25 protein-coding genes are annotated in these 23,464 nt (G+C 33.4%); 15 read left to right on the forward strand and 10 right to left on the reverse strand.

Annotated features, from left to right (window positions below; genetic code table 11):
• Nucleotides 1–94 precede the first annotated feature (94 nt).
• The 7 genes from FLP_RS16085 (at nt 95) to FLP_RS16115 (ending at nt 9,260) form a co-directional block, all read left to right on the forward strand.
• Nucleotides 95–1,132, forward strand: a complete 1,038-nt coding sequence (locus FLP_RS16085; protein ID WP_065450540.1) for a helix-turn-helix transcriptional regulator — start codon at nt 95–97, stop codon at nt 1,130–1,132.
• Between the two features lie 221 nt (nt 1,133–1,353).
• Nucleotides 1,354–1,812, forward strand: a complete 459-nt coding sequence (locus FLP_RS16090; protein WP_065450541.1) for a MarR family winged helix-turn-helix transcriptional regulator — start codon at nt 1,354–1,356, stop codon at nt 1,810–1,812.
• Between the two features lie 70 nt (nt 1,813–1,882).
• Nucleotides 1,883–4,273, forward strand: coding sequence for a 3-hydroxyacyl-CoA dehydrogenase/enoyl-CoA hydratase family protein (locus tag FLP_RS16095; protein WP_065450542.1), 2,391 nt, complete (start codon nt 1,883–1,885; stop codon nt 4,271–4,273).
• 74 nt (nt 4,274–4,347) lie between these two features.
• Nucleotides 4,348–5,529, forward strand: a complete 1,182-nt coding sequence (locus FLP_RS16100) for a thiolase family protein (RefSeq protein ID WP_065450543.1) — start codon at nt 4,348–4,350, stop codon at nt 5,527–5,529.
• A 129-nt stretch (nt 5,530–5,658) separates the two neighbouring features.
• Nucleotides 5,659–6,009, forward strand: coding sequence for a four helix bundle protein (locus FLP_RS16105; RefSeq protein WP_065450544.1), 351 nt, complete (start codon nt 5,659–5,661; stop codon nt 6,007–6,009).
• A 46-nt stretch (nt 6,010–6,055) separates the two neighbouring features.
• The gene (locus tag FLP_RS16110) at nt 6,056–7,861 is read left to right on the forward strand and encodes an acyl-CoA dehydrogenase family protein (RefSeq protein ID WP_065450545.1); all 1,806 of its coding nucleotides are present in this window, start codon (nt 6,056–6,058) and stop codon (nt 7,859–7,861) included.
• A 304-nt stretch (nt 7,862–8,165) separates the two neighbouring features.
• A complete protein-coding gene (locus FLP_RS16115; RefSeq protein WP_065450546.1) occupies nt 8,166–9,260 on the forward strand; it encodes a glycoside hydrolase family 18 protein in 1,095 nt (364 codons plus the stop codon).
• 72 nt (nt 9,261–9,332) lie between these two features.
• Here FLP_RS16115 and FLP_RS16120 read toward each other — a convergent pair whose 3' ends face one another.
• From FLP_RS16120 to FLP_RS16130, 3 genes are all read right to left on the reverse strand, one after another.
• Nucleotides 9,333–9,818, reverse strand: coding sequence for a hypothetical protein (locus FLP_RS16120; protein WP_065450547.1), 486 nt, complete (start codon nt 9,816–9,818; stop codon nt 9,333–9,335).
• 338 nt (nt 9,819–10,156) lie between these two features.
• Nucleotides 10,157–10,681 carry a DUF4251 domain-containing protein gene (locus FLP_RS16125; RefSeq protein WP_065450548.1) on the reverse strand — a complete coding sequence of 175 codons (525 nt, stop codon included), beginning with the start codon at nt 10,679–10,681 and terminating at the stop codon, nt 10,157–10,159.
• A 32-nt stretch (nt 10,682–10,713) separates the two neighbouring features.
• On the reverse strand, nt 10,714–11,151 hold the full coding sequence (locus FLP_RS16130; RefSeq protein WP_083195893.1) for an META domain-containing protein: 438 nt from the start codon (nt 11,149–11,151) through the stop codon (nt 10,714–10,716).
• Nucleotides 11,152–11,363: 212 nt separating this feature from the next.
• Here FLP_RS16130 and FLP_RS16135 point away from each other — a divergent pair, with 212 nt between their 5' ends.
• Entirely contained in the window at nt 11,364–11,891 is a 528-nt protein-coding gene (locus FLP_RS16135; RefSeq protein ID WP_065450550.1) for a superoxide dismutase family protein, read from the forward strand.
• A gap of 105 nt (nt 11,892–11,996) precedes the next feature.
• The gene (locus tag FLP_RS16140) at nt 11,997–13,199 is read left to right on the forward strand and encodes an LETM1-related biofilm-associated protein (protein WP_065450551.1); all 1,203 of its coding nucleotides are present in this window, start codon (nt 11,997–11,999) and stop codon (nt 13,197–13,199) included.
• A 34-nt stretch (nt 13,200–13,233) separates the two neighbouring features.
• Here FLP_RS16140 and can read toward each other — a convergent pair whose 3' ends face one another.
• From can to FLP_RS16160, 4 genes are all read right to left on the reverse strand, one after another.
• On the reverse strand, nt 13,234–13,872 hold the full coding sequence (gene can, locus FLP_RS16145) for a carbonate dehydratase (RefSeq protein WP_065450552.1): 639 nt from the start codon (nt 13,870–13,872) through the stop codon (nt 13,234–13,236).
• A 122-nt stretch (nt 13,873–13,994) separates the two neighbouring features.
• Nucleotides 13,995–15,644, reverse strand: a complete 1,650-nt coding sequence (locus tag FLP_RS16150; protein WP_065450553.1) for a SulP family inorganic anion transporter — start codon at nt 15,642–15,644, stop codon at nt 13,995–13,997.
• A gap of 85 nt (nt 15,645–15,729) precedes the next feature.
• Nucleotides 15,730–16,011, reverse strand: coding sequence for a hypothetical protein (locus FLP_RS16155; RefSeq protein WP_065450554.1), 282 nt, complete (start codon nt 16,009–16,011; stop codon nt 15,730–15,732).
• A 132-nt stretch (nt 16,012–16,143) separates the two neighbouring features.
• Nucleotides 16,144–16,623 carry a Dps family protein gene (locus FLP_RS16160; RefSeq protein WP_065450555.1) on the reverse strand — a complete coding sequence of 160 codons (480 nt, stop codon included), beginning with the start codon at nt 16,621–16,623 and terminating at the stop codon, nt 16,144–16,146.
• A gap of 108 nt (nt 16,624–16,731) precedes the next feature.
• On the opposite strand from FLP_RS16160, the gene FLP_RS16165 reads away from it, so the two are divergent.
• Complete coding sequence (locus FLP_RS16165) at nt 16,732–17,673, forward strand: LysR substrate-binding domain-containing protein (protein ID WP_065450556.1); 942 nt, start codon at nt 16,732–16,734, stop codon at nt 17,671–17,673.
• A 35-nt stretch (nt 17,674–17,708) separates the two neighbouring features.
• Here the strand turns inward: FLP_RS16165 and FLP_RS16170 are convergent, their stop codons facing one another.
• Nucleotides 17,709–17,906 carry a hypothetical protein gene (locus tag FLP_RS16170; RefSeq protein ID WP_065450557.1) on the reverse strand — a complete coding sequence of 66 codons (198 nt, stop codon included), beginning with the start codon at nt 17,904–17,906 and terminating at the stop codon, nt 17,709–17,711.
• 165 nt (nt 17,907–18,071) lie between these two features.
• Entirely contained in the window at nt 18,072–18,737 is a 666-nt protein-coding gene (gene mnmC2 / locus FLP_RS16175; RefSeq protein ID WP_065450558.1) for a tRNA (5-methylaminomethyl-2-thiouridine)(34)-methyltransferase MnmC2, read from the reverse strand.
• Between the two features lie 306 nt (nt 18,738–19,043).
• On the opposite strand from mnmC2, the gene FLP_RS16180 reads away from it, so the two are divergent.
• The gene (locus tag FLP_RS16180; protein ID WP_065450559.1) at nt 19,044–20,114 is read left to right on the forward strand and encodes a branched-chain amino acid aminotransferase; all 1,071 of its coding nucleotides are present in this window, start codon (nt 19,044–19,046) and stop codon (nt 20,112–20,114) included.
• 255 nt (nt 20,115–20,369) lie between these two features.
• Here the strand turns inward: FLP_RS16180 and FLP_RS16185 are convergent, their stop codons facing one another.
• The gene (locus FLP_RS16185) at nt 20,370–20,750 is read right to left on the reverse strand and encodes a pyrophosphohydrolase domain-containing protein (RefSeq protein ID WP_065450560.1); all 381 of its coding nucleotides are present in this window, start codon (nt 20,748–20,750) and stop codon (nt 20,370–20,372) included.
• A gap of 82 nt (nt 20,751–20,832) precedes the next feature.
• Between FLP_RS16185 and FLP_RS25780 the strand changes: the two genes are divergently transcribed.
• From FLP_RS25780 to FLP_RS16205, 4 genes are all read left to right on the forward strand, one after another.
• Nucleotides 20,833–21,021, forward strand: a complete 189-nt coding sequence (locus FLP_RS25780) for a hypothetical protein (protein ID WP_065450561.1) — start codon at nt 20,833–20,835, stop codon at nt 21,019–21,021.
• A 191-nt stretch (nt 21,022–21,212) separates the two neighbouring features.
• Nucleotides 21,213–22,397, forward strand: coding sequence for an SRPBCC family protein (locus FLP_RS16195; protein ID WP_065450562.1), 1,185 nt, complete (start codon nt 21,213–21,215; stop codon nt 22,395–22,397).
• A gap of 62 nt (nt 22,398–22,459) precedes the next feature.
• A complete protein-coding gene (locus FLP_RS16200) occupies nt 22,460–23,002 on the forward strand; it encodes an RNA polymerase sigma factor (RefSeq protein WP_065450563.1) in 543 nt (180 codons plus the stop codon).
• 33 nt (nt 23,003–23,035) lie between these two features.
• A complete protein-coding gene (locus FLP_RS16205) occupies nt 23,036–23,452 on the forward strand; it encodes a hypothetical protein (protein ID WP_065450564.1) in 417 nt (138 codons plus the stop codon).
• The last annotated feature ends 12 nt before the right edge of the window (nt 23,453–23,464 follow it).

A 23,464-nucleotide genomic window follows, 5' to 3' on the forward strand; every position in this document is an offset into this window, starting at 1 on the left:
GATTTAAAAAAATCTGCAAAATCTGCTTAAATCTACAAAATCTGCGTGAAACAAAATCTTTGAGCCTTCGTGCCTTTGTGGCAAAACAAATCACATGTCACAAAACAAAAATGCCCTAATACGCTACAAAACAATTGATAAATGTCTGCAAAATAAATACCGGCAATGGACTCTAGAGGATTTGATCGAATGCTGTTCTGAAGCTTTATTTGAATATGAAGGCCGCGAAAACCCGATTAGTAAACGAACGATTCAAATGGATATTCAGCTGATGCGCAGTGAAAAACTGGGTTATAATGCACCAATTATTGTTTATGACAAAAAGTATTATAAATACGAAGACGAAGAATTTTCGATAACCGATATTCCGCTGACGGAAACAGATATGAATGTTTTGACCGAAACCGTTTCGATGTTGAAACAGTTTAAAGACTTCTCCTTGTTTAATGATGTATCGGATATTTTACAACGCTTGGAAGATAAAATCTATGCGGAAAAGTCGCATACGAAGCCCGTTATTTATCTGGATAAAAATGACAATTTAAAAGGTCTGCATTATCTGGATGAAGTATATCAGGCCATTATCAAAAAGATTGTTCTGGTGATTACGTACAAATCTTTTAAATCGAGAGAGGAAAATAAATTTCATTTTCATCCTTTTATTTTGAAGGAATTTAATAACAGATGGTTTTTGGTAGGAAAGAAAAAAGGTTCTCAGCCTATTACCAATTTGGCTTTGGATCGAATTATCTCGATTGATTATGATTTTAATCTTCCTTATTTAGAAGAAGATTTTGATGCCGATTTGTTTTATAAAAATGTAATTGGTGTTACGGTTAATACAGGATCACAACCCAGACGAATTGAACTTTGGATTGATCCAGTAAACGCCCCCTATGTTTTGACAAAACCGTTGCATTCTTCGCAGCGACTGATTAAACAAAATGAGGATCAAAGTATTATTGTTCATATATTCCTTACTCCTAACTATGAAATGGAGCGCATTCTGTTAGGTTTTGGTGATGGTATCGAAGTGATCAAACCTGAAAATCTACGAAATCGTATGAAAAAGATCCTTGAAAAGGCAATTTCGCGCTATAGTATTGAAAATAAGACTGAATTAAACGCATGATTTTTTATAAAATGTAGAATTAAATCTTAATTTAAAACCATAAAACGATTTTTACAGCATTAAATTTGTTAAAACCTCAAAAAAGAATAGTATATTTCAATTAAAATTAAACCATAAACCACTCTAAATCAGAGTTATTTTTTTACTAACCAAAAATTTATCATAAATTAATATGCATGCATAGTATTTTTTGATTATATTTGAAATCGATATAGTTACATATGAAAGAGAAAACAATAGATTATATTTTGAGAGCTACTTGGCAAGCTGTATCAAGAATGTACAACGAAGAAGCTGCAAAATACGATGCCACAATGGCGACCGGATTTGCACTTTTGAGTATTGACAAAGAAGAAGGAACTCCGTCTACTGCTTTAGGTCCAAGAATGGGAATGGAAGCTACGAGCCTGACCAGAACATTAAAATCGATGGAAGATAAAGGTTTGATTGTTCGAAAGAAAAACCCAACGGATGGCCGCGGTGTTTTGATCTACCTGACGGAATTTGGAAAAGAAAAAAGAGATTTATCTAAAAATACGGTGCTTAAATTTAATGAAACGGTTAGAAAACATGTTTCGGATGAAAAACTAAAGCATTTTATTGAAGTTTCTGAAATTATCAACGAATTGATTCAGGACAAAAATATATTTAATCAAACAGAAAAAATAGAAAATGAATAATACCACTTCATTCATAGTAATGAAAAGGTTTATCCCAAATTCAAAAAACAAAAACAAATTTTAACGACTTATGAAACGCACAATTAAAAAAGTTGCTGTAATTGGATCCGGAATTATGGGTTCAGGTATAGCTTGTCATTTTGCTAATATTGGTGTTGAAGTTTTACTTCTTGACATCGTACCTCGTGAACTGACAGAAGCTGAAGCTAAAAAAGGATTAACACTTGAAAGTAAAGCCGTTCGCAACCGTGTGGTAAACGAACATTTGGCGAATTCATTAAAATCGAAACCCTCTCCTATTTACAGTCAAAAATTTGCTAGCCGAATTACAACTGGAAATACGACTGATGATATGGCAAAAATTGCCAATGTTGACTGGATTATCGAAGTTGTTGTAGAACGTCTAGATATCAAAAAACTAGTTTTTGAACAAATCGAAAAATTCCGTACTCCGGGAACTTTGGTTACCTCAAACACTTCTGGTATTCCAATTCATTTTATGAGCGAAGGAAGAAGCGAAGATTTTCAACAACACTTCTGCGGAACTCACTTTTTTAACCCTGCGCGTTACTTAAAATTATTTGAAATTATTCCTGGTCCAAAAACTTCTACTGAAGTATTGGATTTCTTAAACGAATACGGATCTAAATTCTTAGGAAAAACTTCGGTTGTTGCTAAAGATACTCCGGCGTTTATTGGAAACAGAATTGGTATTTACGGTATTCAGAGTTTATTCCACCTGGTTAAAGAAATGGGATTAACTATTGAAGAAGTCGATAAATTGACTGGTCCGGTAATTGGTCGTCCAAAATCGGCTACTTTCCGTACGGTTGACGTTGTTGGTTTAGATACTTTAGTACACGTTGCCAACGGTATTTATGAAAACTGCCCAACAGACGAACAACACGAATTGTTTAAACTTCCTGATTTCGTCAACAGAATGATGGAAAATAAATGGTTAGGAAGCAAAACCGGTCAGGGATTTTATAAAAAAGTAGATAAAGATATTTTGTCTTTAGACTTAGATACATTAGAATACCGCGCTGCTAAAAAAGCAAGTTTTGCTACTCTTGAACTGACAAAAACTATTGATAAACCAATCAATCGTTTTAAAGTTTTAGTAAAAGGAAAAGACAAAGCAGGTGAATTCTACCGTAAGAGTTTCGCTGGAATGTTTGCATATGTGTCAAACAGAATTCCTGAAATCTCAGACGAATTATACAAAATTGATGATGCGATGAAAGCTGGTTTTGGATGGGAAAATGGTCCATTCGAAATTTGGGATGCGATTGGTGTTGCTAACGGAATCGAAATCATGAAAGCAGAAGGTTTAGAGCCAGCTGCGTGGGTTACTGAAATGTTGGCTTCTGGAAGCGAAAGTTTCTACTCTGTTAAAGAAGGTGCTTCTTATTTCTATAATATCCCAACAAAATCTCAAGTAAAAGTTCCGGGACAAGATTCATTTATTATTCTAAACAACATCCGCGAAAGCAAAAAAGTTTGGAGTAATAGTGGTGCAATCATTCAGGATCTTGGAGACGGAATCTTAAACTTAGAATTCCAATCTAAAATGAATACTATTGGTGGCGATGTACTTCAGGCTATCAATAAAGCAATCGACTTATCTGAAAAAGAATATCAAGGTTTAGTTATTGGTAACCAGGCAGCAAATTTCTCTGTTGGAGCTAATATCGGAATGATTTTCATGATGGCAGTTGAGCAGGAATATGATGAATTGAACATGGCAATCAAAATGTTTCAGGACACAATGATGCGCGTTCGCTACTCTTCTATTCCGGTTGTAGTAGCTCCTCACGGAATGACTTTTGGTGGTGGATGCGAAATGAGCTTACATGCTGATAAAGTGGTTGCTGCTGCAGAAACGTATATGGGATTGGTTGAATTTGGTGTGGGTGTACTTCCTGGTGGTGGTGGATCTAAAGAAATGGCTTTAAGAGCGTCTGATTTATTCCGTAAAAACGATGTGGAATTGAACGTTCTTCAGGAGTATTTCTTAACCATCGCAATGGCAAAAGTTTCGACTTCTGGTTACGAAGCTTTTGATACAGGTCTTCTTCAACATGGAAAAGATGTTATCGTAGTAAACAAAGATCGTCAGATTGCTGAAGCTAAGAAACATGCTTTGTTAATGGCAGAAGCGGGTTATACACAACCTATCAAAAGAACTGATGTTAAGGTTTTAGGTAAACAAGCATTGGGAATGTTCTTAGTAGGAACAGATCAAATGGAAGCTGGAAAATACATTTCTGAGCACGATAAAAAAATCGCCAACAAACTGGCTTATGTAATGGCTGGTGGTGATTTATCTGAAGCAACTTTAGTATCTGAACAATATTTATTAGATATCGAACGTGAAGCTTTCTTATCTCTTTGTACTGAGCGTAAGACTTTAGAGAGAATTCAGTATATGTTAACTAAAGGAAAACCATTAAGAAACTAGAGACAAGAAACAAGAAGCAAGATAAAGTCTTTTCTCTTGACTCTTTCTTCTTTCATCTAAACAAGAAAAAAAACATGAAAACAGCATATATAGTAAAAGCTTACCGTACTGCGGTAGGAAAAGCACCAAAAGGGGTTTTTAGATTTAAAAGACCTGACGAATTAGCAGCAGAAACTATTCAGTTTATGATGGATGAACTGCCTGATTTCGACAAAAAACGTATCGATGACGTCATGGTAGGAAATGCCATGCCGGAAGCAGAACAAGGACTTAACGTTGGACGTTTGATCTCTTTGATGGGACTAAAAGTAGAAGATGTTCCTGGTGTAACGGTTAACCGCTATTGCGCTTCTGGATTAGAAACTATCGGAATGGCAACTGCTAAAATCCAATCAGGAATGGCAGATTGTATCATTGCTGGTGGAGCTGAAAGTATGAGTTTTATTCCGATGGGAGGTTACAAACCAACTCCGGATTATAAAGTTGCCGCTGCAGGTCACGAAGATTATTACTGGGGAATGGGTTTAACTGCGGAAGCGGTTGCAAATCAATACAAAATCTCAAGAGAAGATCAGGATGAGTTTGCTTACAACTCTCATATGAAAGCTTTGAAAGCACAAGCTGAAGGGAAATTCGACAAACAAATCGTTCCGATTACTGTTGACCAGACTTTCATCAATGAAAATGGAAAAAAAGAAACTAAATCATACGTTGTAAAACAAGACGAAGGTCCAAGAGCCGGAACGTCTGTTGCAGCATTAGCAGGTTTAAAACCCGTTTTTGCCGCCGACGGAAGTGTTACAGCAGGTAACTCATCACAAATGAGTGACGGTGCTGCTTTTGTTTTAATCATGAGTGAGGACATGGTTAAAGAATTGAATCTTGAGCCAATCGCCAGATTAGTAAATTTTGCTTCATCTGGCGTTGAGCCAAGAATCATGGGTATCGGCCCTGTAAAAGCTATTCCGAAAGCATTAAAACAAGCTGGTTTAGAATTAAAAGATATTGACTTAGTTGAATTAAACGAAGCTTTTGCTTCTCAGTCTTTGGCTGTAATTCGCGAGCTAGGTTTAAATCCGGATATTGTAAACGTAAACGGTGGAGCGATCGCTTTAGGTCACCCTCTTGGATGTACTGGTGCTAAACTTTCTGTTCAGTTATTTGATGAGATGAAACGCAGAGGTAGTAAGTATGGAATTGTGAGTATGTGTGTGGGGACTGGACAAGGAAGTGCTGGGATTTACGAGGTATTGTAAAGAGAGGAAAGAGCAAAGAAGCAAGAGGAAAGATGTTTTTTTTGAAAGAATGAGGCAAGAATAAAGATTTTTAAACAATAGTAAAAAACTTACTTTTTATATTCATTTTCTTATCTTGGCTCAAAAAACATGAGACACAATTTTAAGAATTTGAAAATTTGGATTTTAGCAATGAGTATTACAAATGATATTTATAAATTGACTTCCACTTTTCCAAAATCAGAAACTTACAGCTTATCTAGCCAAATGAATCGATGCGCCGTTTCAATGCCTTCAAATATAGCAGAAGGCTCAAATAGAGAGAATAAACATTTTCAGCATTATCTGAATATTAGTTTAGGATCTTCATTTGAATTACAGACACAATTATTGATAGCATGTCAGAACGACTATTTATCAAAAGAAAAAACTGAAGAAATAGAAAACAAAATAATTGAATTTCAAAAGATGACTACGGGTTTCATAAGTAAGTTGGGCTAAAATCTTTCTTCTTGATTCTTTCATCTTTTATCTAAACAAAAAACAAATGGCAGATACAATCGAAAAAAACGTAACCCGTGGTGGTCAGTTTTTAGTTAAAGAAACAAAGTGCGAAGATATCTTTACACCAGAAGATTTCTCTGAAGAGCAGTTAATGATGCGTGACTCTGTAAAAGAGTTCGTTGACAAAGAATTATGGGCGCATAAAGATCGTTTTGAGAAAAAAGATTACGCTTATACAGAAGCTTCTATGCGTAAAGCGGGTGAACTTGGACTTCTTGGAGTTGCGGTTCCTGAAGAATACGGCGGATTAGGAATGGGATTTGTATCGACAATGTTAGTTTGCGATTACATTTCTGGTGCAACGGGATCTTTCTCAACTGCTTTTGGTGCACATACAGGTATTGGAACTATGCCAATTACTCTTTACGGAACTGAAGAACAAAAGAAAAAATACGTTCCTAAATTGGCTTCTGGAGAATGGTTTGGAGCTTATTGCTTAACAGAACCAGGTGCAGGATCTGATGCAAACTCAGGAAAAACAAAAGCTGTTTTATCTGAAGATGGAAAATACTACTCAATCACTGGACAAAAAATGTGGATTTCGAATGCAGGTTTCTGTAGCGTTTTCATCGTTTTTGCCCGTATTGGAGATGACAAAAACATTACTGGTTTCATTGTAGAAAATACTGCTGATAACGGAATTTCTATGAATGAAGAAGAGCATAAGTTAGGAATCCGTGCTTCTTCTACTCGTCAGGTTTTCTTTAACGAGACAAAAGTTCCGGTTGAAAACATGTTGTCTGAAAGAGGAAACGGCTTTAAAATCGCTATGAATGCTTTGAACGTTGGACGTATTAAATTGGCTGCAGCATGTCTTGATGCGCAACGTAGAGTAACTTCTGGAGCTGTAAAATATGCAAACGAAAGGATTCAGTTTAACACTGCGATTTCATCTTTTGGAGCTATCCGTTCTAAATTAGCTGAAATGGCAACTAATGCTTACGCTGGAGAAAGTGCTTCTTACAGAGCGGCAAAAGATATCGAAGACAGAATTGCTGCTCGTGAGGCAGAAGGAACTTCTCATCAGGAATCGGAATTAAAAGGTGTTGAAGAATATGCAATCGAATGTTCTATTTTGAAAGTAGCGGTTTCTGAAGATGTTCAGAATTGTGCTGACGAAGGAATTCAGATTTTTGGTGGAATGGGATTCTCTGAAGACACTCCGATGGAAAGTGCGTGGAGAGATGCTCGTATTGCCAGAATCTACGAAGGTACAAACGAAATCAACAGAATGCTTTCTGTAGGTATGTTGATCAAAAAAGCAATGAAAGGTCACGTAGATTTATTAGGACCTGCAATGAAAGTTCAGGAAGAGTTAATGGGAATTCCATCTTTTGATACTCCTGATTTCTCTGAATTATTTGCTGAAGAAAAAGGAATTATCGCTAACCTTAAAAAAGTATTTTTAATGGTTGCTGGTAGTGCTGTTCAAAAATATGGTCCGGATTTAGATTCACACCAACAATTATTGATGGCTGCTTCTGATATCTTAATCGAGATCTACATGGCTGAAAGTACTATTCTTAGAACAGAGAAATTAGCCAAAAATCAGGGAGAAGCTAAAGTACAAGAGCAAATTGCGATGGCAAAATTATACTTATATAAAGCTGTAGATATCGTTAACTCAAGAGGAAAAGAAGGAATTATTTCTTTTGCTGAAGGTGACGAACAACGTATGATGTTAATGGGACTAAAACGTTTCACAAAATACACCAACAATCCAAATGTTGTAGCCTTGAGAGAGGTTATTACAACTAAATTAGTTGCAGAAAATGAATACTGCTTCTAATACAAAAATAGTTTTTAGCTTTTAATTTGTTTAAACCCGCACTTATCCGAAACAGTGCGGGTTTATTTTTTGTTTTTTATTTTTTCACCATATAAGTTATATAAGTTCATTTAGAAATAGAGGTACACAGCAGTGCATATAAAAGAGGTCTGCCCACATTTTAACAGATTAAAATAATCTCTAAAACCCGATTTATAAGTCGCAATATTTTTGCAATGATTTGCAAATTTTGATCAAGATTGACTTTATAGCATAAGTAAAATGGTTATATTTAGCATTCAAAAAACTAAAAAAAAACTAAAACATGAAACGAATTAACCTTATCATCCTTTTGTTATTGGGCATTTTTACCACAAATATCTTTGCACAAAAAAACAAAAAAATGGACATCATTGCTTACTACACGGGCGATGATAAACTGATCAACGAATACGAAGTCAATAAACTAAATCAAATTATCTTTAGCTTTTGCCATTTAAAAGATGGAAAACTAAGCGTTGATTCTGCTAAAGATTCAACCACAATTAAGCATCTGGTTTCTCTAAAAGCATCAAATCCTCAACTTAAGATTATTTTATCTCTTGGCGGCTGGGGTGGTTGTGAGCCTTGTTCTGCTGCATTTTCAACTCCCGAAGGAAGATTGACTTTTGCAAAATCAGTAAAAGAAGTGAGCAACTATTTTAAAGCAGATGGTTTAGATTTAGATTGGGAATATCCGGCAATTGAAGGACTGCCTGGTCATTTATTCCAGCCTGCTGATAAACCTAACTTTACAGAATTAATCAAAGTTTTGCGTTCTACTTTAGGCAAGAAGTACGAATTAAGCTTTGCTGCAGGAGGATTTCAGAAATTTTTAGATGAATCTATAGACTGGAAAACTGTAGGATCGTTAGTAAATCGTATCAACATTATGAGTTATGATTTAGTAAACGGTTATTCGACTGTTACAGGACATCATACTCCATTATACAGCACTAATCCTAAAGAAGAATCTACAGACAGAGCAGTTGATTTTTTATTGAAGCAAGGAATTCCAGCAGAAAAATTAGTTATTGGTGGTGCTTTTTATACCAGAACCTGGAAAAATGTGGAAAATATAAATAATGGTCTGTATCAGGCAGGAGAACATATTCAAGGTGTTCCTTTTAAAAGCTTTGCCGATACTTACACAGAAGCAAATGGGTGGAAATACTTTTGGGATGATAAAGCTAAAGCTGCTTATTGGTACAACGCAAAAGAAAAAACATTTGCAACCGGAGACAACTTAACTTCTATTAAAGCTAAGGCAGAATATGCAAAAGCGAAAAAATTAGGGGGAATCATGTTTTGGGAACTTCCATTGGATACACCACGAGACGGAATGGTAAATGCCATTTATCAGGTTAAAACAGCTCAATAAATTTATTACCAAACAATAAAAAAACGGCAGTTAACTAAGGTAACTGCCGTTTTTCTCTTTATAAAATTAAATCTATTGCAATTTTGACTTATCCAATTCACCAATAAAAGGAATTGATTCCAAAGTCTCAGCTCTTATTATAGTTTGCAAATACACTTCTAACTGAATAAATTTAGCGGCATTTATTGCTCCAACTGCTTTTTTAGCGTGATTATAAGTCTTAGAATATAATTTTTCATAAGACAGATTATTTTTTAAAGTTCCTTTTGCCAACTCATCTGCTTTCTCATCTGTGAGAGTCGCATAATTTGCGGCATAATCATTAATAAGCTGAAATTTTGTTTGCCCCAGTGCTTTACGTTCTGTTTCATAACTATCATAAATCTTTGTAAAAGCAACACTTTGTGTATCAGACAAGTTCATGTACTGCTTTACAAGATCACTTTTTGATTTTCCATAAACACTTTGCAGAACTTCTACATCTTCTTTAAAGGAAGATTGCGCATAAGATGAAAATGTGGCAATTGCCATAATAACAATAAGACTAATTTTTTTCATAGTATTCAATTTTATTTATTTCTTAAAATTAACGCACATCAAATATACTGATTTTTAACACATTAAAGATCAAACCATCAAAACATTCTTACAGTTTTAAAAAAATGAATATTGATAAGCTAATGACAAAGCTATTGTCCTTCAGCCAAATCTTTTCGAAATTCCAATTTCGAGTTTACAGATATTAATTTGTTTGTCATCATAATATTTCTATATGGAATAGGAATTCTAATGGAAATTAAAAACAATAACATTAAAAAAAATATCTCAGGGATATTTTGCAAAAGGAGTTATTAGCATAAATCTTATGCATTGGGATGCAATACAACTCAAAATTTTTATTTTTTAATTTCTTGTGTCTTGGGTGCTTTAATTTCTCCATTATACGAAATTGAAGCTCTGTTATTACTATTAACAGAAAGCGTTGCACCTCCATCCAAAAAGATAGAAAACAGCAAATCATATACATCATCTTTTCCTTTAACGGTAGCTCTTACTAAAAAACTCTTTTTCTTTTTTTCTACTTTTATGTTTTCCGGTACGCCTTCAAATACTATTCCGCCATCGCCGCCTCCGTATGGTACGTTAAAAGCACGTCCAAAAAAAGGTAAATCACAAGTTGTTTTTTCTGTATTAAATTTTAAAAAATACATATTATAATCCAGATTAATCACTCTTCCTCCTTGTGGATTGACTTTTTGAGCTTCGAAATCAAACTTTTTAGAATCAATAAGCGTTTCGATTTCTTTTTGTTTCTGCAAATCTCTTTCTGCTTTTAATTCTTTCTTTGTTTTTTCCTGCGCAAAAAGAGGAAAACTCAATAAACAGGATAACACTAATAAAATGAATAATTTAGTTTTCATAAAATAAAGTTTTAATAAAGTAAAAAAAAGATCTATTTTTTATTAAATCTCATCATGGCAATGTCACCAGAAATAAAATTCAAGGTTTTACCATCATCAGTAATATCATATGATGTGATTTTGGGTAAAGTGCTCATAAAAACCTGCTCGCCTTGTTGCCCATTCATACACATCATTTTGGTGACTGCCATACCTTGTGTAAAATCGATTTTATTATCAGTCAAAATGAGTTTACCTGTAAAAGAGTTACAACTATTATTTCCTGATACACGATTTTCCGCGAGATCGAAATTTATCGTTGGTTTTTTATTGGGATATAAACCTTCAAAAGCTATTCTGGGACCTGTAATATAATTCAGTTCCCATGTTCCTTCCAACTGATTAACAGCGCTTTCTTTTTTAGTTTTAGAAGCATTACAGGAAATTACGACAACTCCCAAAAAAACTAACGTTAGAATATTCTTTATCATAATTTTACAGATTAAATTATAAATAATAAATACAGATTTAAAAAAAAATCAAATCGGAGCCTATACGAAATTACACAATAATTTTGGGTTGATTGTATATCACAACATTAAATAACAACCAATAGTTTTAGATTTTTTTAACTAATTAGCTTCAATCAATGTCGGAATTTTATGTTAAATTTACTTAATCATTAATTTAAATGCCCTTATATATGAAAAAAATTATCGTTTCCTTCGCTATAATTACCGCCTTAATCATTGGCTGTAAGACCAATACAAAATCAAACGATGCCAAAACCCTGACTGTTGCCTTAGAGCCAAAAAGCAGTAGTGCCGTTGCAGGAACTGCTACTTTTACAGAGAAAAACGGCAAAGTAACTTTTGTTGCAAAAATGACTGGTTTAACTCCGGGAGTTCACGCGATACACATTCACGAAAAAGCAGATTGTAGTTCAGCCGACGGAAGTTCAGCCGGAGGACACTGGAATCCAACTTTTAAAAAACACGGAAAATGGGGTGTTGCTGAATACCACAAAGGAGACATCGGAAACTTTACTGCTGATGCAAAAGGTAACGGAACTATCACATTAACCACTGACGAATGGTGTATTGGTTGTGGAGACACCAACAAAGATGTTCTTGGAAAAGGTTTGATTGTACATCAGGGAACTGATGATTTTACAACTCAGCCAACCGGAAATGCAGGCGGAAGAGTTGCTTGTGCCGGAATCATCAAATAAAAAAACAATAACCACTACATTTTCACAAAATCTAGTGGTTATTTCATTTAAAATTTATCCTAAGACAAGAAAAAGATATAGCTTTGCAGCTATAAATTAAAGTTAATGATTAACCCATCAGCACCAGGTTGGATAGATAAGTTTTTTAGTGAACAAAAATTTTCAGAAGCTATACCTTTTGAGACTACAGATTCGTTTTACTATAAAGTCAGAGAAACCGGTTTTATCTATGGCCACATCATAACTATCGATTCCCGAATTCCAATTCATATAAAAGGCTGGTTTAAAACCGAAATTTCTAAAGTTGCTTTATTAAATACTTTGTACGGCGTTTTTTGTTTAGAAAAAAGAAGCTTTGAACCCAATAACTTTATCAGCGAAGTTTTAAAATTTTATAAAGAAATGAATCCTGAAGGGTTTAATTTGTTCAAAATTTTACTTCCAAAAGACACTCCTTCCCTTTCTTTAGAAAATATAATTGATCAACGAGTTCAGACAAATGACAGCATCATTAGTAAAAACTTTTCGCATTTAGTAACCAATGCGCTTTTGTTTATTGATGTTTTGGCTTTTAGACAATACCTGGAAAAAGGCGCAATTCCTGAAAAATATTTAAAACGAATCGAAGAAACTGTATTGGGCATTGTAGCTTTGGCCTTAAAAACCAAAACTGTCAAATCACAACACGACGATTTATTAATTAAACTTTTTGAAGCTTCTATTCGATATTCGAAATTCTCAAAAGTTACTGTAGATACATTAGAAACCTTACAGCTCGACTATTTCAGTAATAAACTGGAACATTATTATTTAATTGATATGGCCGGAATGGCTTTATGGAGCGATGGTGTTGTCGAAAATGAAGAAGCTTATTTTTTATACTCGTTAGGATCAATGATGGGAGTTTCTGATGATTTTGTTACCCAAAGTATCGATACAACAAATACTTTTATTACAACTCATAAAAAGAAAATTCCCTATTTTAATTATTCTAACCCAGTCAAGCATTTCTATGATCAAATGACGCACAGCGTTGTAAAACTGATTGTAAGAAACAAAAACAGACTAGTTAAGGAAATTATTCAGAGTAAGGAATTAATGGTTCTACTGGCTTATTCTACAACCAGGGATCTGGATGCCAAAGAAAAGAAAAAAGTAAAAAAACAGCTTTTAGATATTTGCAAAACCATTCCGTCATTAACTATATTTTTACTTCCTGGCGGAAGTTTGTTATTACCAATTCTAATAAAGTTTATTCCAACTTTACTGCCGTCGGCCTTTAACGAAAATCTGGATGAAAATGAATAAAAAAAATCGCCCTTTTGAGGCGATTTTTTAATTTTTATAGATTACTTAGCTGATATACCTCATCTAATTCATCATTCGAAGCAATATTTACATTCAAATCGGTTACAAAACCTGAATTCAAACCATAAACCCATCCGTGCAGCATTAAATCCTGACCGTTTTTCCATGCACTTTGTACAATCGAAGTTTTTGCCAGGTTGTATACTTGTTCTTTAGCATTGATTTCAACAAAAGCATTAAAACGTTCTGTTTCATCTTCAATTGAGTTTAAGTATTTATCATGCAAACGATACTCATCTTTAATGTGACGAATCCAGTTGTCGATAATTCCGACAGACATATTACCCATTGCTGCTTTTACACCACCACAACCGTAATGTCCGCAAACAATAACATGTTTTACTTTTAGTACATTTACAGCGTAATCCAGAACACTCAGCATATTCATATCAGAGTGAACAACCATATTGGCAATATTACGATGCACAAAAACTTCTCCTGGTTTAGCTCCAATAATTTCATTTGCAGGAACACGGCTGTCAGAACATCCAATCCATAATAATGGCGGAGTTTGTCCTTTTGCTAAATCTGCAAAATAATTAGGATCTAATGCTAATGATTTTTCAACCCACTCTTTGTTGTTTTCTAATAACTGCTTATAAAACTCTCTCATTTTTTTGTTTTTTTTTGAATGGTATTTCTACATGATTAAACATATTAAAAATAACTAATGTAAAGTTATCTAATTTTTAATATTTCTCACAATGAAGAAATACCTTAATTAATTTAATTTGTTTAAAAATCTTCTTTTATCGTTTCTTTTTTGACCAATGCTCTTTTTGCAACGTCATAATAATGTTCTATGGATACATGATTATTAAGATCAGGTGAATTTTCAAGCTCGTAAGCTTCTTTAAATCCTTTTAGTTTTACCTTGATATTTTCATCAATTGCTCTCGTTTCTTTAAACTCACGAATTAAATCCAGCACATCATGGGCAATATATTCGGTATCCTGCGCATTGATAATTACTTTAGAGTTTTCCGGAATTTCATTCAATGTTAATTTAATAGCTGCTTTATTCAAGAATGAAACTTCCTGAGCCAAATCGATATGAATAACATCGCCATCTTCGTATTCTTCTTTTTTGAAACTGTAAGCTCTTTTTAGATTTCCTCTTAGTACAAAAATCACACTAATGATAATTCCTAAAGCCACACCTTTAAGTAAATCTGTTGCTACAACAAACACTAAAGTGGCAACAAAAGGTATAAATTGATATTTCCCTTTCTCCCAAAAATGTTTGAATGTTGCAGGTTTTGCTAATTTATATCCTACCAAAATTAATACAGTTGCCAAAGTAGCCAACGGAATTTTATTTAATATTGCAGGAATAGACAAAACACTTATTAGTAAAAGCACACCATGAATTATAGCTGACATTTTAGATTTTGCACCTGCGTTATTATTAGCAGATGACCTTACCACAACTGATGTCATTGGTAAACCACCTAAAAGTGAACTTACAATATTACCTATACCTTGTGCTCTAAGCTCAACATTGGTATTGGTGTAACGTTTTTGCACATCCATTCTATCGGCTGCCTCGATACATAAAAGTGTTTCTATAGAAGCTACAATGGCAATTGTAATAGCAACTACCCAAACTTGCGGATTTGTAACCGCGGCAAAATTTGGCGTAATTAAAATAGATTTAAATTCATCAAAAGACTTTGGAACTGGCAATGAAACCAAATGTTCTTTTGCAATTGCCAATGAGCTTCCTGTAGCTATAAAAAATTCATTTAAAGCTATACCTATAACAACAGCAACAAGCGCTCCCGGAATTAATTTTAATTTCTTTAAAAAAGGTACTTTATCCCAAGAGATCAATATTACAAGCGAAACTAGTGAAACCACTACTGCTCCTAATTGTATATGATTTAGCACATCAAATAAAAATGAAAAGGAATTGCTTCCGTCGTTTTGAATAAAAGCCTGATCACCTTCAAAATCTGCATCATAACCAAAAGCATGCGGCAATTGTTTCAGGATAATAATAATACCGATACCCGCCAGCATTCCCTCAATAACATTTGTGGGAAAATAATTCGAGATACTTCCGGCTTTTAAAAACCCTAATGCTAACTGAATTAGTCCCGCAATAAAAACAGACATTAAAAACACATCGAAAGCACCAAAATCAGTAATAGCGGTTAAAACAATAGCTGTTAATCCAGCTGCTGGCCCCGAAACACTAATATGTGACTGACTTAGATAGCCAACAATAATACCACCAATAACACCTGCGATAATACCAGAAAACAACGGCGCTCCAGAGGCCATTGCAATACCTAAACACAATGGAAGAGCCACCAAAAAAACCACTAAACCTGAAGCGAAATCAGATTTAAGGTTGGCAAAAAGATTGATTTTTTTTGTCATAATAATACAATACTAAAAAAATTATTCATTAAAGATTTACCACATTTAATCAAAAATGCAGTGTAGTTCAAAATAATCGGAAGTATTATATCAAGTTGGGAGGTGGAGCAAATATGCTCGGAGAAATATTATCTAATTTTACGATGTTTTCAGAAACAATCGTTTTCTTCTGAATATAGACAGGTAATACTACCTCATGTTCTAATACCACAGGATGTACTATAGATTTAAGTTCCTTATGAACTTCTTCTTCTGCACAATTAAAAGATATAGCCGTATTAGTCCCTTTCTTTATCGCCTGAACAATTGTTGGGGTCGATAAGAAGGCAATAAATATAAATAATAATATACGGGCTAGTATTTTCATCGAAGCAAAAATAGTGTTAAACAAATAAAATCAAAGCTTGTGAGCAAAATTTTTATACAAATTTAACAATAACAAAAAAGCAGAATTATCTAATGTGACAATTCTGCTTTTAATTATTTTATAAACAAGGCTTTACAATTCTTCTTCTAACCATGCTCTCATCATCCAGATTGTTTTTTCCTGCTCTGCAATGAAGTCACTCATCATAGAATTTGTTCCCTCATCATTAATTTCATCAGATTGATTCAAAATTTCTCTTTCAATTCTCAATAAATCAGATAAAGAATTTACAATAAGATGAACTGCTTTTTCATCATTCGAGATATTTTTTCCAACTGCCAATTTGTTATTTTTAATATAATCTTCGAATGTATGTAACGGAGTCCCTCCTATTGTTAATACTCTTTCTGCGATCATATCAATTTTTAATTGGGCATCTGTGTATAATTCTTCAAACTTAACATGTAAATCAAAGAAACGTTTACCACGAATATTCCAGTGTATTCCTCTTAAGTTTTGATAATATACTTGAAAATTTGACAACAGAATATTCAATTCCTTTACTAACAATTCTGACTCTTTTACAGGCAATCCTAAAATATTTGTTTTCATAGTTTTTCGTTTTATAATAAGTTTACTACAAATTTAATATAAGTTCTTTTAAAATAGTATAAAAAAAAATTATATTTTCTTATTTTTGCATCACAAAATACTATCAAAATGACGATTACTCAATTACAATATGTGTTAGCTGTTGCCGAACACAAAAATTTTACACTTGCTGCCGAAAAATGTTTTGTTACACAACCTACATTAAGTATGCAGATTCAGAAGATTGAAGAAGAGCTTAATATTTTAATTTTTGATAGAAGTAAGAAACCCATTCAGCTTACAGACATTGGTCAAAAAATTGTAAATCAGGCCAAAAATATTGTTAATGAAGCAGATAGAATCAAAGATATTGTAGAACAGCAAAAAGGTTTTATTGGAGGGGAATTTCGTTTAGGAATTATACCTACCATAATGCCTACTCTTTTACCAATGTTTTTAAACAATTTTATCAAAAAATATCCAAAAGTAAAACTCTTAATCGAAGAGCTCAACACAGATGAGATTATTATTAAATTAAAAAACGGACATCTTGATGCTGCCATTGCCGCAACGCCGCTTGAAGACGAAAAAATAAAAGAGATTGTTTTGTATTTTGAACCTTTTGTAGCGTATATCCCGGAACATCACGCCAGTTTTCAGAAAGACGAAATTGAAGTTTCGGATTTAAACATCAATGAAATTTTGCTTTTGCAGGACGGACATTGTTTTAGAGACGGAATTTTGAATTTATGCAAAAATGGTACTGATATCGACCAGAATAATTTTCAGATACAAAGCGGCAGCTTTGAAACCCTGATAAAATTAGCCGACGAAGGTTTGGGTACAACGCTACTTCCGTACTTGCACACCTTAGACTTAAAAGATTCCGACAAACTGAAGCTACGAAATTTTAAGGAACCAAAACCCGCTCGTGAGGTAAGTTTAATTTACCCAAAAAGCGAATTAAAAATGCAAATCATCGACGCTCTGCGATCTACAATTGCCGGAGTTGTAAAAGGAGCAATTGTTTTTCAGAACGTTCAAATTGTGAGTCCGCTACAAAAGAAATAGACATAAAAAAAGGAGCCAATTTGGCTCCTTTTTTTTTATACTTTGATTAGTAGTAAACTTTGTTTTAGTTCTGGTTTTTCGATAATAAAATTCATTAACCATTCCTGTAATTGCTCCATTTCGTATGGTAACAGCGTTTTGATAGCTTTTTCTAATTCTTTACAGAAAAGTATCGGATCGAAACTTACTCTCTCAAGTATTGATTTCGTGTAATCAAACATCATTTTTGACATAATAAAATAAGATTTTCGGGGGTTATCTATATTTCTAAACTCGCACAAATTTAATCAAATATCATTCATATGCGTTTATTTTAACTTATTATTTTAAAAACTTTAGCAACGAATACGTTTTCTTAATATGCATAAATCAATATAGAATCATTCTAAACAACTCATTTAAACCTTTTTAAAGGCTCGAAACATCTCTCGTTTTCCCGGAGGACCTGCTAATTTCTCGACAGTAAATCCAACTTCAATCATACTTCTTTTAACAACTCCGCGGGCAGCATAGGTAACTAAAACTCCATTTAGCTTTAAACTGTTGTACATTTTCCTGAAAATTTCAGTACTCCACAACTCCGGTTGTACTCTATATCCAAAGGCGTCAAAGTAAATCAAATCAAAAGTTTCAAAATCGTCTATTTCATGAAAAAATTGTTTCCTTTTGGTTAACGAGAATGTGTTGCAAATTTCATTTTTTTTATCCCATTCATACTTATGCATTTCTTCAAAAATGTTCTCAAATTCCAATGCATCAAGTTCACTGACATAATTCATTTCTAAAACTTCCGATGCCTCAACAGGATACGCCTCTACTCCCACATAATCAATTTTTTGATTTTTTTGATTCGATTCTAAAAAAGTGATAAAAGCATTCAAACCTGTTCCAAAACCAATTTCCAGAATACTTACCGGTTTATCTTCAAATAATGAAAGTCCGTTTTTTATAAATACATGTTTTGCTTCCTGAATGGCGCCGTGTTTAGAATGGTAGCACTCATCCCAATCCTGCAAATGAATTGTCGTTGAGCCATCTAGCGTTTTAATTATTTCTCTCTTCACTTTTTAGAACTTTATAATGGATATCTCTGGAATTTATTTATTTTTAACAGTCAAATTTAGTCAAAACAAATGCGTAAAGCCTTAAAAAACGGCAGTTTTTTCATAAATTCTTTATAAAAACATCTTAATTTTTTCACTTTATTATAAGATAAATAAATCTCAGTTAAACGCCATAAATAATGCAGTTTTACTAAGGAATTTATATATTTTTACTTAATTTTGCATTCAGTAAATTCTATTTAACACCAAATCATTGTTTTAGAATCCTTCTTTACAATGAAAATTACATAAAAACTTTACATAATTATGAGTACAACTCAAACAAGCAAAATTGAAATCAGAAAAGCAACTTCGTCAAAAATAAGCGGAGTAGACTTTCAAAACTTAAGCTTTGGTGCTGTTTTTACAGACCATTTATTCGAATGTGATTTTAAAAATGGAGAGTGGCAAAATCCTGTCATTAAGCCTTATGCTCCAATTTTAATGGATCCTTCTTCAAAAGTCTTTCACTACGGACAAGCTATTTTTGAAGGAATGAAAGCTTACAAAGATGACAATAATGATGTTTGGTTGTTTAGACCTGATGAAAACTTCAAGCGTTTTAATAATTCAGCAGTTCGTATGGCAATGCCGGAAGTACCTGAAGCTATTTTTATGGATGGTTTAAATGAGTTATTGAAAATCGATCAGGAATGGGTTCAAAAAGGAAACGGAAGCAGCATGTATATTCGTCCTTTTATGATTGCTACAGGCGCTGGCGTTGTTGCAAATCCTTCTGATGAATATAAATTCATGATTTTACTTTCTCCTGCACAATCGTATTATGCCGGCGAAGTAAAAGTAATTATTGCTGAACATTATAGTAGAGCTGCAAATGGTGGAATTGGAGCTGCAAAAGCTGCAGGAAACTACGCTGCACAGTTTTACCCAACAAATTTAGCAAACAAAGATGGTTTTCAGCAAGTAATCTGGACAGATGATGCAACGCATACAAAACTGGAAGAAGCGGGAACAATGAACGTTTTCTTCAGAATTAATGACACCTTACTAACTGCTCCAACAAGCGAAAGAATTTTAGATGGTATTACCAGAAAAAGTTTGATTGCTATGGCAGAAAAAGAAGGTCTTAATGTAGAAGTTCGCCCGGTTATTGTTTCTGAATTGGTTGAAGCTGCCAAAAACGGATCTTTGAAAGAAATCTTCGGAGCAGGAACTGCTGCAGTTATCAGCGTTATCAAAGGTTTCTCTTATCAGGATGTTTACTATGAAATGGCTCCGGTAGAAAATTCATACGCTGCACTTTTAAAAGAAAAACTAACCAATCTTCAAAACAAACTTTCTGAAGATACTTTTGGATGGACGGTTAAAGTCCAATAACCAAAGATTGTTTTAAATATAAAAACCCGACAAATTTTAGAATTTGTCGGGTTACTTTTTTCCACAATCTTGTCATTTCGACGAAGGAGAAATCCTCGTTAGAAGCTCGACAAAGATTGGATTCTCATTGCGGAGTTACTTGCGAGGATTTCTCCTCCGTCGAAATGACAAAATTGCGAAGCTTTGCGAACTTTTTGTTCTTATTTTACAAGGACTACCCCAAAAAAAACTTTGCGTTCTTTGCGGTTAATCTTCTTATAAAAGCTTAGAAAAATCAGGTTTAAAATAATTAGGCCCTTTCATTACTTTTCCGTCTTCTCTGTAAATTGGCTGTCCGTCTTCGCCAAGTTTACTCATATTACTACGTTGGATTTCATCAAAAACAGCTTCGATTTTATCCTGTAAACCATGTTCGATAATGGTTCCGCATAAAATATACATCATATCTCCAAGAGCATCAGCAATTTCGACCAAATCATTATTCTGAACTGCTTCGAGATACTCCTCATTTTCTTCTTTCATTAAATTATAACGAAGGATTTTTTTAGTTTCGCCCAAATCAGCAATTGGTGTTTGACTGTGACCTATTTTAAAAGCAGTATGAAATTCAGTAACCGCATTAAGTTGTTTCTTCATGATTTTATTTACTTAAATGAAATGCCAAATTAGCAACTATTCATATACAATTCTCTAAATTTGTCAAAAATAATTTTCAACTATGTTTAGTCAAGGACAATTAATATTCGCACTCTGTTTTTTTATTGCATTTGTAATCGTAATGATATTTGCTTATCGAAAAGATCTCGCATTACACAGAATTTTTTATAAAGGAAATTACAAAGTATTAATAGTGTTCCTTATTTTTATTGCCCTGTTATTTGTGATCAAATTTTTCTTTAAAAGATAATTTCGAAAATTTATTGCTATATTTAGAATCAAATAATTTCAGAAGTTTTACAATTAAACTACTGAAAAAACGTTTTATTTAAAGCTTTTATTGACCACATATAATTTTATAAAGTATACTTTTATTGCTACACAATTAGCGTGACTAGTAATAAAATTTATAACTTTACGACACCAAATAAATGACTCCCAATGAAGATTCTAAAATATTTATTCCTTTTATTATTATTAAGCTTAGTTGCGCTAACTGTTTTTGTCGCTACCCAAAAGGGGTTTTTTTCTGTAGAAAGAAGCAAAGTGATTAACTCCCCAAAAGCAACTGTTTATAATTATGTAAATGATTTTAGAAATTACGAAGATTTTGAATCGTGGTCAGTAGCAGATCCTTCGATGAAAATGACATTCCCTAATAAAACAGCTGGAAATGGCGCCTCTTATTATTGGGCTGGAGCCGAAGGAAACGGAAATGCCATTACCTTAAAAACCAAAGAAGGAGAAAGCATTCAGCAAAAAATGAAATACGACGGAACAGAAGCTGATGTAAACTGGACTTTTAAAGATACTTTGGGAGGAAAAACAAAAGTAACCTGGAAAGCAACAGGAACGATGAGCTTTTTGTTTAAAGTATATACAGCCCTAAACGGAGGTTCTGATAAAGTTATTGGAACTATTTACGAAAAAAGTCTTGCCAACATTGATAAAAACCTGGATTTCGAAACTAAAACATATGCTATTAAAGTAAATGGCGTGGTAAGAAAAACCGAAACTGCTTATATCAGACAAACTTTTACAAGTGAAATTCCAAAAATAACCAAAAACGCCAGAATTGTTATTCCTAAACTTATTGAATTCAGCGAAAACAATGGCTTGTCTACCAACGGAAAACCTTTTATTATTTACCATACTTACGACACCACAACCGGATTGGCAAAAATTTCGATTTGTTTGCCTACAAACAAAGAAATCCTGACCACCGCAGGAAGTGATATTTCGGGAGGAAAACTGGATGGTTTTGAAGCAGTAAAAACAACTTTAACGGGTGATTACACGCATCTAAACGAAGCAATGGCAAAAACCACAGCTTTTATAAATAAAGAAAAAATAACGCCGAATTTAAGCTGGTCTCACCTTGAAATTTTAACTATTAGCAAACTGGATGTAAAAAGTCCGTCTAAGCTGATGACCGAAGTTTATTATCCTATTAAACCAAAAGTTGTTCCTGTTGTAAAAGCTCCTGTTTACAGAGCCAATACAGAACCAACATCTGTAGAACCTACAGAAACAGATCCTGCACAAACACCAAAAGCAGCACCAAAACCAAAAGTGGTTCCTAAAACAACAACTCCTAAAACTACTGAAGAAGAATCAGAATTCTAATTTATTTAGAGCTGATTAAACCTTTTGTTTAAAATTCATTCTAATAAGATAAATCAAGGAATTTGACAGACGAGAAGGAATTTATACAAGAATTATTAAATCCTAAAACGCAAAACACCGCGTTTCAAAAACTCGTGTCTGATTATCAGAAACCTTTATATTCTCATATTCGAAACATTGTTTTGAATCATGATGATGCAGATGATGTATTGCAGAACACTTTCGTGAAAGTTTTTCAGTATTTAAAAAATTTCAAAGGAGAGAGTAAACTCTTCTCCTGGATGTATCGAATCGCCACCAATGAAGCTCTGACTTTTTTAAACCAAAAAGCAAAACTAAGCGGAATAACATCTGAAGCTTTACAAAATAAAACCATCGACAATTTGAAAGCCGATGTTTATTTTGATGGTGATGAAATTCAGATCAAACTTCAAAAAGCTATTGTAACCTTACCGGAAAAGCAACAATTGGTTTTTAAAATGAAGTATTTTCAGGAATTAAAATACGAAGAAATTGCTGAAATCTTAGGAACTTCAGTTGGCGCTCTGAAAGCATCTTATCATCATGCTGTAAAAAAAATTGAAATATATGTTACATCAAATTAAACCTTTTGTAACAAAACCTGTCTTATAGATATTATGAAAGCATTTAAATTAGAAAACGAACCGAAAATAGCCACTGGATTTAAAACTCCGGAAAATTATTTTGATAATTTTTCGGCAAAAGTTTTACAGCAGCTGAACGAAGAGAAAGAAGTAAAAGTAATTCCGATTTACAAACGTAAAAAGGTACTTTCTATGATTGCTGCCGCTGTAGTTTTTATGGCGTTAATGATTCCAATCATAAACAACTATAATAATACCTCTAAAGAACTTGACGAAGATACTTTGGAAACCTATTTATCCTATCAGTCTAACCTAAATCAGTATGATTTAATTAAAGAACTGGATACTAAAGATATTGACAAACTTAATAAAAGTGTTGCCCTTGAACAGGAAACACTAGAAGATATTTTGGCTTCAAATCCAAACATTGAAAATTTAATTTCAGAATAAATAAAAATATCA

The sequence above is a fragment of the Flavobacterium piscis genome (assembly GCF_001686925.1).
Classification (GTDB): domain Bacteria; phylum Bacteroidota; class Bacteroidia; order Flavobacteriales; family Flavobacteriaceae; genus Flavobacterium; species Flavobacterium piscis.